Here is a 14,584-nt window from a genome sequence, read left to right as displayed (position 1 = left end):
ATGAAATCCGTGAACCAGTCGCGGGTTTCCGTCATCCGGGGCACGGCCATGCCGGATCTGGCCGGATGACGAACGGCCGCTGTCGTCACCGGATGAAGCTGCGATCATGCCGCTCCCCTCTTCTTCGAGACCTGCCGATGTCGTCGTCCCTGCGCTCCGCTGCCGTTCGCCCGATGCTGGCGACCGCCCTGCTCGCCGCCCTCGCCGGCTGTTCGTCAACGGCCGCACCGCGCACCACGCCGGTGGAAGCCTCGGTCACCACCAAGGCCGTCGGCTACCTGCAGAGCACGGCCGTGCCGGACAGCCTGGCACTGGTACCGGCGCCGCCGGCCGCCGGCTCGGCCGGCTTCGCGCTGGACGAACAGGTCAGCCGTGAAGCCCGTGCCCTGCGCGGCAGCCCGCGCTTCGAGCAGGCCCACCGCGACGCCGAGCTCGCCTTCCCGGCCGGTGCCAACCAGTTCTCCTGCGCGATCGATGTCGACGTGGATGCGGTGAAGACGCCGGCCCTGTACCGCCTGCTGGAACGCAGCCGGATCGATGCCAGCGCGGCCACCCGCACGGCGAAGAAGCACTACCAGCGCGCGCGGCCGTTCATGGTCAATGGTGAGCCCACCTGCTCGCCCGAAGACGAGCAGGACCTGCGCGGCAACGGCTCATATCCGTCCGGCCACACCTCGATCGGTTGGGCCTGGGCCCTGATCCTCTCGGAGATCGCCCCCGACCGCGCCGATGCGATCCAGGCACGCGGCCGCAACTACGGCGAGAGCCGCCTGGTCTGCAACGTGCATTGGCAGAGCGACATCCTGGAAGGCCGTTTCATGGGCGCCGCCGCCGTGGCACGCCTGCATGACAATGCCGCGTTCAACAGCGACCTGCTGGCCGCGCGCAGGGAGATCGCCGCGGCACGCAAGTCGGGGCAGCATTCCGCGCGGGATTGTGCGGCTGAAGAAGCGGTGCTGAAGGTGCGCCCGGCGAGCGCGTTGTAAGGCGGCGCCACCTGTCGATGGCATTGTGGGTAGTGCCGGCCGCTGGCCGGCTCTCCGCGATCTCGATCAGGACGATGCAGAGCCGGCCAGCGGCCGGCACTACCCATCCGCGTTCAACAACATCAGCTCAGAACAGAAAACGGCGCGGATCTCTCCGCGCCGTTTTCGTTTTTCAAGATGCCCACCTACGCTGGGCACCTACCGCATGACGTGCATCAGAACTTAGCGGTGAACTCCAGACCGAACGTGCGCGGCTCGTTGAGGAAGCCGGTCAGGTTGTTGAAGTCGATCGCGCCGACCACACGGACCTGGTCGGTCAGGTTGCGGCCGTACGCGGCCACGTCGTACTGGCCGTAATCCCAGTTGTAGCCCAGGCGCAGGCCCCCTTCCAGCGAGGAGCGGCTGCGGAACTCCGGCGACTCGTACAGGAAGAAATTCACCGGGCTGCGGTACGCCCAGTCGGTGTAGACGTAGAACTCGCTGGCATCGTTGACCGGGAAGCCGGCGCGCAAGGTCAGGTTGTGGATCCACTTCGGCGCCTGCGGCAGCGGGTTGCCGTTGACCAGCGCGTAGGTACCGCCATCGATGACCGTGGTCGGGTCAGTGATGGTGCAGCCGCCGCCACAGATCGCCACCGCCAGATCCTTGTCCTTGATCTCGGTGTCGTTGTAGCTGCTGCCCAGGGTCAGCAGGACGTGGTCGGTCAGGTAGGCCTCGAAGTCCAGCTCCGCGCCCTGGCCGAGGGTCTTGTCGGCGTTGAGCAGGGTCGCGGTGTTGTTGGTGCCACCCACGGCGATCAGCTGCTGGCCGTCGACGTTGTAGCGGAACACGTTGAAGCCCAGGCGGGCGCGGCGGTCGAACAGGTCGGCCTTGATGCCGGCCTCGTACGAGATGACCTTCTCCGAGTTGGCCTGCGACAGGCCGGGCGAGAATGCCAGGCGGCCCTGGATCGACGGGGCGCGGAAGCCCTTGGCCACGCGGGCGTACGCGTTGAGGTTGTCGGTGATCTGATAGACGCCGCTCAGGTCCCAGCTGACGTCGTTGACGTCGGTCCTGGCGATGTACGGGCCACTGACCGGGGTACCGAACGGCACGGCCTGCAGCACGCTGGCGCTGAAGTCCTTCTTGTCCTGCGTGTAACGCACGCCACCGCGCAGCTTGAAGCGCTCGGTCACGTCAAAATCGCCGGAGGCGAACGCGGCCCACGCCTTGTTGCGCTGGTTCTGCACGACGTGGCCGGTCTGCGGGTTGCCGGGGGTCAGCGAGTCGTAGTTGAAGTTGTCGATGGTGACGTCTTCATCGAAGTAGAACACGCCGGCCTGCCAGTCGAAGCGGCCCCACTCGTTGGATTCCACGCGGAATTCCTGGGTCCACTGGCGGTGGTGCGGCAGGCCATCGGCCGATTCGGACGCGAACGGGATGTTGCCCGGGCCGTAGTTGCCGGCGCCCAGGAAGCTGGCACCGTAGCCGCCGTCGATGTCGCCACGGTTCAGCGATTCAGCGGTCTCGTACCCGGTGATCGAGTGCAGGGTGACGCGGCCCAGATCCCACTTCAGCCGCGCGCTGCCGCCCCAGGTTTCCAGGTCGGAGAAGTTCTGGCCATCGGTGGAGACTTCATCGCGGTCGAAGTTTTCGACCAGCTGGTTGGTGCCCGGCTTGAGGATGTTGGCGCGGAACAGGCGCGCGGTGCCGTTGAGCTTGCGCTTGTGCAGGTTGAACAGCGCTTCGACGTCGTCGCCTTCGTACAGGAACTGCACGCGGGCGGCGGCTTCGTCATAGCCCTCGAAGCCCTGCGCCGGGGCGCCCTGGCGGGTGTTGGTGACCCAGTCGTCGCGGCGCTGGTACAGCGCGGACACGCGCGCCGACCAGCGGTCGGTCAGCGGGCCGCCGTAGGCGCCCTGCGTGTTCCAGGTGTTGTAGCTGCCGTAGGCGACCTTGATGTACCCGTCGGCATCCTGCGAGGGACGCGCCGAATCGAACTTCACCACGCCGGCCGGGGTATTGCGGCCGAACAGCGTGCCCTGCGGGCCGCGCAGCACTTCCACACCGGCCAGGTCGAACAGCGGGAAGCCCTTCAGCAGCGGGCTTTCCTGCACCACATCGTCATACACCAGCGACACCGGCTGCGAGGCATTGAGGTCGAAATCGGTGTTGCCCAGGCCGCGGATGTAGAAACGCGGGAAGGCACGACCGTAGGACGATTCAATGTTCAGGCTCGGCACACGCGCCGACAGGAAGCGGATGTCATCGCCAGCCGAACCGAGTACGTCGAGCTTTTCACCCTGGATGGCCGAGATCGAGACCGGCACGTCCTTGGCGTTTTCGACGCGGCGTTGCGCCGTGACCTGCAGCGTATCGAGGGCGACCGGATCCTTGGTGGCGGGAGCGTCCTGGGCTGCGGCCGTCAATGGCAGCAGGGCGGCGAGGGCGACAACGAGCGGGTGCACGGACGGGAAACGGCCGTGGGCAGTGCGGTTCGGGAACATGGCGTTTAGGCTGTGTTGGGAGGGGTGGTGGACCGGCGCTACCAGACAATTGTTGCAGTACAGCAACAGAGCCGCAAACAACCGCTATTCATTACCCCCTTCCGGGAGCGCGCGTTGTGACGGCGGTCGCGGCCCGGCATCCCCGGTCATGGCCTGAATGCCCTGCCCCGCCGTCCTGCCGGGCTCGCCACCGCTTCGGTATGCTGGCGGCCCTCGATGCCCATTCAGTTGCCACGCCGATGACTTCACTGCGCCGTACCCGCCTGACGCTGTCCGTTGCCCTGCTCGGCCTGCTGGCCGGCTGCGGCGGTGATCCCGTGCGCCCGACCCCGCCGCCGGCGGCGATCCCGGTGACTCCGGCCAAGCCGGTCAAGATCGGCATCGCGCTCGGCGGCGGCGCGGCCAAGGGCTTCGCGCACATCGGGGTGATCAAGATGCTGGAGGCCAACGGCTTCGAGCCGGTGGTGGTGTCCGGCACCAGTGCCGGCAGTGTGGTCGGCGCGCTGTATGCCAGCGGCATGGACGCGTTCCAGATGCAGTCCAAGGCGGTCGCCCTGGATGAAGCCAGCATCCGCGACGTGCGGCTGTTCTCCGGCGGTCTGGTCCAGGGCCAGAAGCTGCAGGATTACGTCAACACACAGGTCGACAACCGCCCGGCCGAGAAGCTGAGCAAGCCCTTCGCTGCGGTTGCCACCCAGCTGGAAACCGGCGAGCGCACCGTGTTCGTGCGCGGCAACGTCGGCCAGGCGGTGCGCGCCTCCAGCAGCATCCCCGGCGTGTTCGAACCGGTGAAGATCGGCAAGTACAACTACATCGACGGCGGCGTGGTCAGCCCTGTGCCGGTGGATGCGGCGCGCCAGCTCGGCGCGGACATCGTGATCGCCGTGGACATCTCCAGCAAGGCCAGCGGCAAGGCGCCGACCGGCATGCTCGGCATCGTCAACCAGTCGATCTCGATCATGGGCCAGCGCCTGGGCGAGCAGGAACTGGCGCGCGCGGACGTGATCATCCGGCCGAAGGTGCTGGACATCGGCGCCGCCGATTTCGGCCAGCGCAACAACGCGATCCTGGAAGGCGAGAAGGCCGCGATGGCGGCGATGCCGCAGATCCGTGCCAAGGTGCAGCAGCTGCAGAAGGCGCGTGCCGCCGCGCTGGCCCCGCCGCCGGCCGCGCCCAAGTGCGATGAGCCTTCGCGCGTGGGCAAGCTGATGGGGCGCAAGGAAAAGTGCGTGTAACCCGGTAGTGCCGGGCGCTGCCCGGCGGCCTTACTCCAGCTGCGACAGCGGCAGCGCGCGGAAGTCCTTCACCGTGCGCAGCACGAAGCTGGAATTGACGTCGGCCACGCCGGCGGCATTGAGCAGCTTGTCGAGCAGGAAGCTGGAGAAGTGCTCCAGGTCGCGCACGTAGATGTGCAGCAGGTAATCCATGTCGCCGGTGAGCGCATGGCAGGCCACCACCTCATCCCATATCAGCACGCTGTCGGCGAACACGCCGATGGCGTGCTGGTCGTGCTTCTCCAGCTGCACCCGGACGAAGGCCTGCAGGCCCAGGCCGATCTGGCGCGGCTCCAGGCGGGCGCCATACCCGGCGATCACGCCCTCGCTTTCCAGCCGCTGGACGCGCCGCAGGCAGGCCGACGGGGACAGATTCACCCGTGCGGCCAGCTCGGCATTGGTCGCGCGGCCGTGTTGCTGGATTTCCGCCAGCAAGCGCAGATCCGTGCGGTCGAACTGGGTATCTCCGGCCATTGCTGCCCCGCAACATGAGGTGGACGCAATGATCTTGCGCCAGAAGCCCATATCCGCGCAACTTTGCAAACCTCTTGCGCGCACCCTGCCCTAGCATCGACAGATGACTTCCCAGGAGACCACCACGATGGAAACCGCCACCGCCCCCCGCCGCGTCGAACACCAGCAGACCGACAAGGGTTACGTGCCGGTCTATACCACCGCCATCGTGGAACAGCCCTGGGACAGCTACACCGCCGACGACCACGCCACTTGGAGCACGCTGTACCAGCGCCAGCGTGCGCTGCTGGAAGGCCGCGCCAGCAAGGAGTTCCTGCACGCGCAGGACGAGATGGGCATGAGCGCGCACATGATCCCGCGCTTCGACCAGCTCAACGAGGTGCTGGGCGCCGCCACCGGCTGGACCCTGGTCGGGGTGGAAGGGCTGCTGCCCGAGCTCGATTTCTTCGATCACCTGGCCAACCGCCGCTTCCCGGTGACGTGGTGGATCCGTCGCCCGGACCAGATCGACTACATCGCCGAGCCGGACATGTTCCATGACCTGTTCGGACACGTGCCGTTGCTGATGAACCCGGTGTTCGCCGACTACATGGCCGCTTACGGCCGCGGTGGCGTCAAGGCGCATGCGATCGGCCCGGAGGCGCTGCAGCACCTGACGCGGCTGTACTGGTACACGGTGGAGTTCGGCCTGATCAACACCGAGGAAGGCCTGCGCATCTATGGCGCCGGCATCGTCTCCTCCAAGGGCGAATCGCTGTACTCGCTGGAGTCGGCGGCGCCGAACCGGATCGGCTTCGATCTGGAGCGGATCATGCGCACCCGCTACCGCATCGACACCTTCCAGAAAACCTACTTCGTCATCGACAGCTTCGAGCAGTTGATGGCCGCGACCGCACCGGACTTCACCCCGATCTATGCCGCGCTGGAGGCCAAGGAGCATCTGCCGGCCGGTGAGGTGCAGGACGGTGACCGCGTGTTCCAGAAGGGCACGGGCGAAGGCTGGGAAGACGGCGGCGACGTGTAACGTCGTGACGCAATTCACCGGGGCGGTTGAAGTTTAGACACCTAACCTTCAAAAGCCTCGGGAGCTTTTGAAGGTTGGCAATGGGTGGAGCCGGGTCATGCGCTGCTGCTTTTCATCGCGGATACGCCAGCAGCACGACCAGATCCATCTCCCCCACCTGCTGCAGCGCATGCGAACTGCCCGTTCGCGTCAGCAGCGCATCCCCCGCCGCCACGTCGTACTGCGTCCCATCCAGCACGTAGCTGCCCTGCCCGCTGACGATGTAGTAAATCTCGTCCTTGTGCTGGGGATGCAGGCCGATGCCGGCCCCCTTGTGCAGCACGCGCTTGCGAAGCACGAACGGGAGGTCGGTGTCTTCGGCGAAAAACGGATACGCCGTGGTCGGCCCCGCTCCACCATGCGGGCCGGGCTGGGTCACCGCGATGTCACGCTCGTGGACCACGCGCGAGGGCCTGGCGGCCTCACCGCCCTGCCCCGCACTGCGCACCTCGCAGTCGATATCGCGCTTCAGCGCCGAAGTGAGTCCGGGCTGCAACGCCACCCAGTCGCGCATCACCAGACACGCCACTGCGGTCGCCCCTGCCCCACTGAAGTGCGTGCCATCGGCCTTGTTCTGCTCGGGCACGAACAGGAAGTACGGCTTGGCACCCTGCTCGCCCAGCCCGCGGATCCAGCGCGTGGAACTGTCGTTGAGATCGATCAGCGCGACCTGCTCGCGGGTGGCCAGCGCCTTCACCGCCTGGGTATACACACCGTGCGTGTCCAGCAGCGAACCGAAGTCATACAGCAGCCGCGCCACCGGGGTGATCAGCACCGGCGTGGCGCCCTTGTCGCGGGCCAGCTGCACGTAGCGCATCAGGAACTGCGGGTACGCGGTGGCAGGATCGGTGTAGCGCGTGGGGTCTTCGAACTTGGCGTCGTTGTGGCCGAACTGGATCAGCAGCACGTCACCGCGCTGAAGCTCGGCGGAGATCGCATCCAGGCGTTTCTCGTCGATGAAGCTGCGGGTGCTGCGGCCGCCCTTGGCGTGGTTACGGACCTCCCACACGGCGGGATCGAGATAGCTCTGCAAGGCCTGGCCCCAGCCGGCCTGTGGCGCGCGCTCCGGGCCGTACTCGGCGGCGGTGGAATCCCCGGCAATGAAGATGCGGTGTGGGGCACACAGCACGCTGGGGGCCGCGAGAAGCAGCGACAGGGACAACAGCAAACGCAGCATGGTCATGCTCCTGGGTGAAGAGCTGCCGGCCAATGGCCGGCACTACCGGAGCCCACGATCTGCAGCGCAGATCGTGGGCGCGCCAGCGCGTCGCGAGGGTGTTACCGGGCGAGCCAACCACCGTCGACCGGCAGCACCGCGCCGTTGACGTAGTCCGAGGCGCTGGAGGCCAGGAACACGGCGGTACCGCCGAGGTCTTCCGGGGTGCCCCAGCGTGCGGCCGGGATGCGATCGAGGATGGACTTGTTGCGGTCCTCGTCGGCGCGCAGCGCGGCGGTGTTGTCGGTCGCCATGTAGCCCGGGGCGATCGCGTTGACGTTGATGCCCTTGCTGGCCCATTCGTTGGCGAGCAGACGGGTGATGCCGGCGATGCCGCTCTTGCTGGCCGTGTACGACGGCACGCGGATACCGCCCTGGAAGGACAGCATCGAGGCGATGTTGATGATCTTGCCGCGGCCCTGTGCGATGAAATGCTTGCCGGCGGCCTGCGAGATGAAGAACGCGGACTTGATGTTGACGTTCATCACGTCGTCCCAGTCCTGCTCGCTGAACTCCACCGCATCGGCGCGGCGGATCAGGCCGGCGTTGTTGACCAGGATATCCAGGCCGCCCAGGCCTTCGATGGTTTCGCGGATGACGCGCTCGACCGGCTCGATGCTGATCAGGTTCGCTTCGATCGCCAGGCAGCGGCGGCCCAGCGCGGTGATCTTGGCGATGGTCTCGGTGGGCGGCGCGATGCCGGCCACGGCGACGTCGGCACCGGCCTGCGCCAATGCGACCGCGATGCCCTGGCCCAGGCCGGTGTTGCCACCGGTGACGAGGGCGACCTTGCCTTCCAGACTGAACGGATTAGCCATTGCGTATGTAGTCCTTGTCCAATGCGTAACAGACGCCGCCGGCGCGATGCCGGCGGCGCGTCGGGGTCACTTGAGCTGGCAGATGTCCAGCACGTGCATGTCGGTGTAATCCAGGTTCTCACCGCCCATCGCCCAGATGAAGGCGTAGTTGCTGGTGCCGGCGCCCATGTGGATCGACCACGGCGGCGACACGACGGCTTCGTTGTTCTGGATGACGATGTGGCGCTGCGCGTCCGGCTCGCCCATGAAGTGGTACACGCGGTCGTTCTGGCCCAGATCGAAGTAGAAATAGACCTCGCTGCGGCGGTCGTGAAGGTGCGGCGGCATGGTGTTCCAGACGCTGCCCGGCTTGAGCACGGTCAGGCCCAGCAGCAGCTGCGAGGACTGGCAGGTGGCCGGCACGATGTACTGGTAGATGGTGCGCTCGTTGCTGGTTTCCAGCGCGCCACGGTCCAGGGCCACGGCATCCTTGATCGACAGCGCCTTGGTCTCGAAGCGCGCATGCGCCGGGGTCGAGGCCAGGTAGAACTGGGCCGGAGTGGCGGCGTCATCGGACGCGAACACCACCTCGGTGCTGCCCATGGCCACGTACAGGCCATCCTTCGGCCCGAGCTTGAACACGGTGCCATCGACAGTGACGGTGCCGCTGCCGGCGCCGACGTTGATCACGCCCAGCTCGCGGCGCTCCAGGAAGGCATGGCCGGCGGCCGAGGCCGGTTCGGTCTGCTTGGGCAGCGAGACCGGGCCGTTGACCGGGGCCGCACCGCCGAGGACGAAGCGCTCGTAGTGGGTGTACTTCAGGGTCACCGCATCGGCGTTGAACAGACCGTCGAGCAGGTACAGATCGCGCAGGTCGTCATTGCTGGCGCCCTTGATGGCGTCGGGATGGGTGGCGTAATGGGTCTTGCAGTACATGGCGTCTCCAGAGCAGGGGTGGGGCGATGCGTCGGCCCCGGCACGATTCCAAGTGATTGTAGCCAGTTGGTAAACCGGTGTCATTTTGCAGCGCACGATAGGCCGGGTGGCCCGCGGACGGGGTCGGGACAGAAGGCGACACGACAGAACAGGGGGGACGACAGAAGAAGCGTCACGACCAACGGTCGTGACCTACCGAGGGTTGACGCCTTGGGCGTCAATCCTCGGGGGGCTGGCAGGAGTCGCGCACGATCAGGTGCGGGCGGACGCTGGCGTGCTGCATCACGGCTTGGCCGTCGGGCTGGATCAGCATCGCCGCCGCTGTGCGGCCGGTGTCGCGGGTATGCCGGCGCACCGAGGTCAGCGACGGCCACAGGCGCGAGGCCAGCGGGCTGTCGTCGTAGCCGATGATCGAGAGCTGGCGCGGGATGTTGATGCCCGCACGCAGCGCGACCTTGTAGATACCGGCGGCCATTTCATCGTTGCCGGTGAAGATGGCGGTCGGGCGCTGCTTGCCCAGCAGCAGCTTCTCGGCCGCGGCCACACCGGATTCGAAGGTGTAACCGGCCTCCACGATGCGTGCCGGGGGAAGCTCGATGCCGCGCTTGGCGAGGGCATCGATGAAGCCGGCGGTGCGTTCGTGCGCCGAGCGGTAGGCACTCGGGCCGGTCACCAGGGCGATGTCGCGGTGGCCCAGCGAGAGCAGGTAATCGGCCGCTTCGGCGGCACCGTCGCGGTCGTGGGTGACCACCATCTGCGAGGTATCATCCAGCGGCAGCGAGGCGATCCGGGTGAAGCGGCAGCCGATTTCATCGAGCATGTCCACCAGCGCCTGGTCTTCGGAGGCACGTGGCACCAGGATCACGCCGTGCAGCTTCTGCTGCTGCACGAAGCGGCGCACACCGTCGATGTAGCCGGGGCTGCGCGAATCGCAGGGGTGCACGACCAGCTCGAAGCTGGAGCCGCGCAGCGCATCCAGCGCGCCGTACTGCATGTCCACGATGTACTGGGCGGTCGGGTTGTCGTACACCATGCCGATCAGGAACGAGCGCCGGAAGGCCAGCCCGCGGGCCAGCGGATCGGGCGTGTAACCGACCTCGCGCATCAGTGCTTCAACCTTCTCGCGCGTGTCCTTACGCACCAGCGGTGAGTTGTTGATGATGCGCGAAACGGTCTTCTTCGATACCCCGGACAGACGCGCGATGTCGTTGATCGTGGCGGCCTTGCCTTTGGTCAATCCGTGCGGCGACGGATCGGTTTTGCTGCGCAATGACATGTCGTTCAAACCGGGGATGAGTCAAGGGATTCTAGCGGGGAGCTCAATCGAGGGCGCGGTAGCGGAAATTCCGGAACTGGACCTTGCCGTCGCCAGCAGCATAGATCGCCGGCTTCAGGGCCAGGAACTTGCCTGCCACATTGTGATGGTAGCCGGAGACTTCCATCTGAACCGGGTACTTCTGCCAGGTTTTACCATCCGTGCTGGAGTGGATGGTGACGATATGGCGGTTGTTGGTCACCCGCAGCCACAGCGTGCCGCCGGTGGCGCTGGGGGTCAGCCGGGTGGGGCGCTCCTCGCCGTAGCGGTGCATGATGAACTTCTCGCCGTTGCTGCCCACGCCCACATACAGGCGGTCGCTGTAGTAGAGCAGGGCACCGCCCACCGCGCCCGGGGCGATCTCCATCTCGACCTCGAACTGGTAGGCCTTGTCGCCGGCGATGGCGGTCAGCGGCGAGCTGTCGCGCGGGGTGCTGCCCTTGCCCTGCAGCACCATGCCCTTGCCGGTGAAGGCCAAACGCTTGTACTCGTCCTGGGCCGGGTTGAAGAACGACCACTGCGCACCGAGCGTGCTGCCGCGGAAATCGTCGGACAAGGCCATGCCGTGCTGGCCGACCGAGGTGCCCGACGGTTTGGCGAGCGGCTGGCCGAGGTCACCGCCCTTGGCCACGAACCAGCCATCGGCGGTCCATTCGATCGGCTCCAGCAGCGCCTGGCGGCCCAGCGTCCAGTACCCGTTCTCGTAGCCGTGATACATCATCCACCAGCGCCCGTCGGTGCCTTCAATGACCGTGGCATGGCCGCGCGACCACCACGGCTCGGCGGCCGACCGGGTGCGCATGATCGGGTTGTTCGGCGCATTCACCCACGGGCCGTGGATCGAGCGCGAGCGCGCGGTGATCACCATGTGCCCGGTCGGCGGGCCGGCGGTGCCGCCCACAGCAGTGGTCATGTAGTACCAACCATCGCGGAAATTGATCTTCGGGCCTTCCTGCGCATAGGCCTCCACGTCCCAGCTTTCCGGGTATTTCCAGCCGTCGTAGACGTGCTTGGGCGTGCCGACCACGCTCAGGCCGTCATCGGCCAGCTGCACGTAGTCGCCACCGCTGAGGAACAGATAGCGCTTGCCGTCTTCGCCCACCGCATGGCCGGGATCGATGTAGCCGCCCAGGCCGATGTCGATCGGCTCGCTCCACGGGCCGTTGATGCTGTCGGCCCAGACCACGAAGTTGCTGCGGGTTTCGCCGGTGCGGGCCGGGAAATAGATGTAATAGCGGCTGCCGTGCTTGACGATGTCCGGGGCCCAGATCGCACCTACGTTCCTGGTGATCGCGTGGCCCAGCGGCTGCCAGTTGACCAGATCGCGCGAGTGCCAGATCGGCAGGCCGGGGTAGGCATCGAACGAGGACAGCGTGAGGTAGTAATCCTCGCCATCCTTGAGCACGGAAGGATCCGGGCGATCACCGGCGAACACCGGATTGAGGAAGGTGCCGTTGCCCAGATCGGCCTGGCGCTGGTTCTCGATCCCGCGCGTCCAGTGGGTGGCCGGCTCGGCGGAGTGGCCGGCGCCTGCCAGCAGCAGGCAAGCGGTGGCGAAGCTGGCCAGGGTCTTCCTCAGGTGCATCGTCTTTCTCCCTTGAACGTATCGTGGGCCGGCTGCGCTCAGCGCGCCCCGGTCCCGGCAAGACGCTGTTGCCAGCGTGGGTACTCGGTGGTGATCAGGGCCTGCGGCCAGGTGCCGTACCAGTGATAGCCGGTGCGGCGCTCGCGCGGGATGTCGTTGAACGTGGCGACGCGTTCGCCCTCGCGGTTGGCCAGCAGCACGCCACTGTCGTGCAGGTCGTGGAAGCGCCCCCACAGCGGCGGCGCGCCCGCATCGGCGACCAGGCGGCGGTCGACCGTGGTGCGGTGGAACGCGAACTGTTCCGGCGTCGTTTCGAAGGTCTCCAGCCGCCACCCGGTCAACGCGTGGGTCTGGAACCACGCCATCGCGGCGTTGACCGAGGCGACCACCTGCGGCGAAGGATCCGGGATCGACATCAGGTAGCGGACCACGCCGACACTCTCGTCGGTGACCAGCGCCGGCAGTTCGAATTTCCGCCCCTGCGCGGGCAGCAGGGTGGTGCGGTCGTACTGCCCGGCCCAGATCGTCGGCACGCCGTCCTGGCGCACCTGCAGGCGCAGCAGGCAGGCATCACCGGCGGTCACGGCCGCGTCCACGCGGGCACGTTGATCGGCGGTGATGAAGCCGAACGCCGGTTCACGCTGGATGCGCCGGAGCGTGGTCAGCACGCCGCTGGTGACGTCGTCAGCGAACGTGATGTGCCCGTGGTACGAGGTGCGCGAGGGCACCGAATGCGGCCAGCCGCCACAGCGGGGGACCTGCTCGGCGAGGATGAAATCCAGGCCGCGCACGGCCGCGTCGCGGTAGCGGGCATCGCCGCTGCGCGCGAAGGCCTCGGCCAGGTAGCTGACCTGGGTGTAGATGTTGCGGTTGTCGAAGCTGCCGCCCGGCGTGGCCTGGTCAGCCAGCACCTGTGCCTTGGCGGCATCGTCGAGGATCCGCTGCGGATCCTGGTTGACCGCCCAGCCGCCGCCATGGCGTTGCAGCGCCACCAGGGTGTCGGCGATCTGTCGGTACTGATCGGGGGCATAGCGCGGGTAGTCCGTGCCGTGCCCGCTCTGCCAATGGTTGATGCCGTCCTGGAAGCCGCGCAGCGGGATGTCCTGGCCCTGCGCCATGACGGCGCAGGGCAGGGCGATCCACAGCAGTACCGCGAGCCGCCGCACGCTTACGCGCGCAGCAGGGCGGGCAGCCACAGCGACATTTCCGGGAAGAAGGTGACGATCAACAGCACGCCCAGCGCAGCGAACCAGAACGGCCAGATCGAGCGCATGCTCTCACCGACGCTGATCTTGCCGATCGCGGTACCGATGAACAGCACCGAGCCCACCGGCGGTGTCACCAGGCCCAGGCCACCGGTCAGCACCAGCACCAGGCCGAAGTGGATCGGATCGATGCCGTAGGCCTTGGCCACCGGCAGGAAGATCGGCGTGCAGATCAGGATCATCGGCGCCAGGTCCATGAAGGTGCCCAGCAGCAACAGCATGACCACGATCATCAACAGCACCATGAACTGGCTGTGCGCGAACGACTGCAGGAAGTTGACCGCGGCCGACGGCACTTCCAGATACGCCAGCAGCCAACCGAACACGGCCGCCGTGGCGATCACGAACAGGATCACACCGGTGCTGCGCGCGGCATGGGTGACCGTGCCGAGGAACTCGCGCCAGTCCAGCTGGCGGTACAGCACGGTGGTCACCAGCAGCGCGTAGACCACGGCGATCGCCGCGCTCTCCACCGCGGTGAAGATGCCGGCACGGATACCGATGAAGATCAGCGCGACCAGGCCCAGGCCAGGCAGCGCCGAGACCAGGCGCAGCAGCACCGCACGCCAGCCCGGGAAGATCTCCACGCCGTAACCGCGGCGGCGTGCCACGAGATAGCCGGTGATCATCAGGACGACGGTCATCAGCAGCGCCGGCACGATACCGGCCGCGAACAGATCGGCGATCGACAGCCCACCACCGGCGGCGGCCGAGAACAGGATCAGGTTGTGCGACGGCGGTACCAGCAGCGCCACCAGCGCGGCGGTGATGCTGACGTTGACCGCGAAGTCGCGGTCGTAACCGCGCTTGACCATCTGCGGGATCATCGTGCCACCGACCGCCGAGACATCGGCGATGGCCGAGCCGGACACACCGCCGAAGAACAGCGAGGACAGGATCGACACTTGGCCCAGGCCACCGCGCATGCGCCCCACCAGCGAGGATGCCAGTGAGATCAGGCGCTCGGAGATGCCGCCGCGCATCATGATTTCACCGGCGAAGATGAACAAGGGAATGGCGATCAGTGAAGCCGAGCCGGTACCGGCGGAGATCTGCTGGACCAGCACCAGCGTCGGCAGATCCAGGTACCACAGGGTGGCCAGGGCGGCGGCGGCCAGCGCGAACGCGACCGGCACACCGAGCAGCAACAGCACCGCGAACACGGTGAAAAGAATCGTAATACCCAT

General features: G+C 66.9%; 12 protein-coding genes. 3 read left to right on the top strand and 9 right to left on the bottom strand.

Features of this window, described 5'->3' with window-relative positions:
- Positions 1-137 precede the first annotated feature (137 nt).
- Positions 138-986: an acid phosphatase gene (locus BCL79_RS18405; RefSeq protein WP_121043844.1), complete on the top strand. Its 849-nt coding sequence runs from the start codon at positions 138-140 to the stop codon at positions 984-986.
- 215 nt (positions 987-1,201) lie between these two features.
- Here BCL79_RS18405 and BCL79_RS18400 read toward each other — a convergent pair whose 3' ends face one another.
- Complete coding sequence (locus BCL79_RS18400) at positions 1,202-3,472, bottom strand: TonB-dependent receptor (RefSeq protein WP_121043841.1); 2,271 nt, start codon at positions 3,470-3,472, stop codon at positions 1,202-1,204.
- Positions 3,473-3,711: 239 nt separating this feature from the next.
- Here BCL79_RS18400 and BCL79_RS18395 point away from each other — a divergent pair, with 239 nt between their 5' ends.
- Positions 3,712-4,707 (top strand): patatin-like phospholipase family protein, encoded by a 996-nt coding sequence (locus BCL79_RS18395; protein ID WP_121044033.1) that lies wholly within the window; start codon positions 3,712-3,714, stop codon positions 4,705-4,707.
- Between the two features lie 30 nt (positions 4,708-4,737).
- On the opposite strand, the gene BCL79_RS18390 is transcribed toward BCL79_RS18395, so the two are convergent.
- The gene (locus BCL79_RS18390) at positions 4,738-5,220 is read right to left on the bottom strand and encodes an Lrp/AsnC family transcriptional regulator (protein ID WP_121043838.1); all 483 of its coding nucleotides are present in this window, start codon (positions 5,218-5,220) and stop codon (positions 4,738-4,740) included.
- 127 nt (positions 5,221-5,347) lie between these two features.
- Between BCL79_RS18390 and phhA the strand changes: the two genes are divergently transcribed.
- Complete coding sequence (gene phhA, locus BCL79_RS18385; RefSeq protein WP_121043835.1) at positions 5,348-6,244, top strand: phenylalanine 4-monooxygenase; 897 nt, start codon at positions 5,348-5,350, stop codon at positions 6,242-6,244.
- Positions 6,245-6,356: 112 nt separating this feature from the next.
- Here phhA and BCL79_RS18380 read toward each other — a convergent pair whose 3' ends face one another.
- The 7 genes from BCL79_RS18380 to BCL79_RS18350 all read right to left on the bottom strand — a co-directional run bounded on the left by BCL79_RS18380 (position 6,357) and on the right by BCL79_RS18350 (position 14,584).
- Positions 6,357-7,460: a GDSL-type esterase/lipase family protein gene (locus tag BCL79_RS18380; protein WP_121043831.1), complete on the bottom strand. Its 1,104-nt coding sequence runs from the start codon at positions 7,458-7,460 to the stop codon at positions 6,357-6,359.
- A 101-nt stretch (positions 7,461-7,561) separates the two neighbouring features.
- A complete protein-coding gene (gene kduD, locus BCL79_RS18375) occupies positions 7,562-8,317 on the bottom strand; it encodes a 2-dehydro-3-deoxy-D-gluconate 5-dehydrogenase KduD (RefSeq protein ID WP_019184096.1) in 756 nt (251 codons plus the stop codon).
- Positions 8,318-8,383: 66 nt separating this feature from the next.
- Positions 8,384-9,232 (bottom strand): 5-dehydro-4-deoxy-D-glucuronate isomerase, encoded by an 849-nt coding sequence (kduI, locus tag BCL79_RS18370; protein ID WP_121043829.1) that lies wholly within the window; start codon positions 9,230-9,232, stop codon positions 8,384-8,386.
- Between the two features lie 217 nt (positions 9,233-9,449).
- A complete protein-coding gene (locus tag BCL79_RS18365; protein ID WP_121044030.1) occupies positions 9,450-10,508 on the bottom strand; it encodes a LacI family DNA-binding transcriptional regulator in 1,059 nt (352 codons plus the stop codon).
- 43 nt (positions 10,509-10,551) lie between these two features.
- Complete coding sequence (locus BCL79_RS18360; protein ID WP_121043826.1) at positions 10,552-12,132, bottom strand: family 43 glycosylhydrolase; 1,581 nt, start codon at positions 12,130-12,132, stop codon at positions 10,552-10,554.
- 38 nt (positions 12,133-12,170) lie between these two features.
- Positions 12,171-13,328, bottom strand: coding sequence for a pectate lyase (gene pelA / locus BCL79_RS18355; RefSeq protein WP_121043823.1), 1,158 nt, complete (start codon positions 13,326-13,328; stop codon positions 12,171-12,173).
- Complete coding sequence (locus BCL79_RS18350; RefSeq protein WP_121043820.1) at positions 13,301-14,584, bottom strand: TRAP transporter large permease; 1,284 nt, start codon at positions 14,582-14,584, stop codon at positions 13,301-13,303. The genes pelA and BCL79_RS18350 overlap by 28 nt, the downstream gene beginning before the upstream one ends.

The sequence above is a fragment of the Stenotrophomonas rhizophila genome (assembly GCF_003651185.1).
GTDB lineage: Bacteria > Pseudomonadota > Gammaproteobacteria > Xanthomonadales > Xanthomonadaceae > Stenotrophomonas > Stenotrophomonas maltophilia_Z.
Note: the sequence above shows the minus strand (reverse complement) of the source record. Positions and strands in the feature narration are given on the sequence as shown.

Coding starts and splice junctions, on each gene's coding strand:
- BCL79_RS18395 (WP_121044033.1), top strand. CDS start 3,712: ATGACTTCACTGCGCCGTACCCGCCTGACGCTGTCCGTTGCCCTGCTC.
- BCL79_RS18405 (WP_121043844.1), top strand. CDS start 138: ATGTCGTCGTCCCTGCGCTCCGCTGCCGTTCGCCCGATGCTGGCGACC.
- BCL79_RS18350 (WP_121043820.1), bottom strand. CDS start 14,584: ATGGGTATTACGATTCTTTTCACCGTGTTCGCGGTGCTGTTGCTGCTC.
- BCL79_RS18380 (WP_121043831.1), bottom strand. CDS start 7,460: ATGCTGCGTTTGCTGTTGTCCCTGTCGCTGCTTCTCGCGGCCCCCAGC.
- kduI (WP_121043829.1), bottom strand. CDS start 9,232: ATGTACTGCAAGACCCATTACGCCACCCATCCCGACGCCATCAAGGGC.
- BCL79_RS18400 (WP_121043841.1), bottom strand. CDS start 3,472: ATGTTCCCGAACCGCACTGCCCACGGCCGTTTCCCGTCCGTGCACCCG.
- BCL79_RS18390 (WP_121043838.1), bottom strand. CDS start 5,220: ATGGCCGGAGATACCCAGTTCGACCGCACGGATCTGCGCTTGCTGGCG.
- phhA (WP_121043835.1), top strand. CDS start 5,348: ATGGAAACCGCCACCGCCCCCCGCCGCGTCGAACACCAGCAGACCGAC.
- BCL79_RS18365 (WP_121044030.1), bottom strand. CDS start 10,508: ATGTCATTGCGCAGCAAAACCGATCCGTCGCCGCACGGATTGACCAAA.
- kduD (WP_019184096.1), bottom strand. CDS start 8,317: ATGGCTAATCCGTTCAGTCTGGAAGGCAAGGTCGCCCTCGTCACCGGT.
- BCL79_RS18360 (WP_121043826.1), bottom strand. CDS start 12,132: ATGCACCTGAGGAAGACCCTGGCCAGCTTCGCCACCGCTTGCCTGCTG.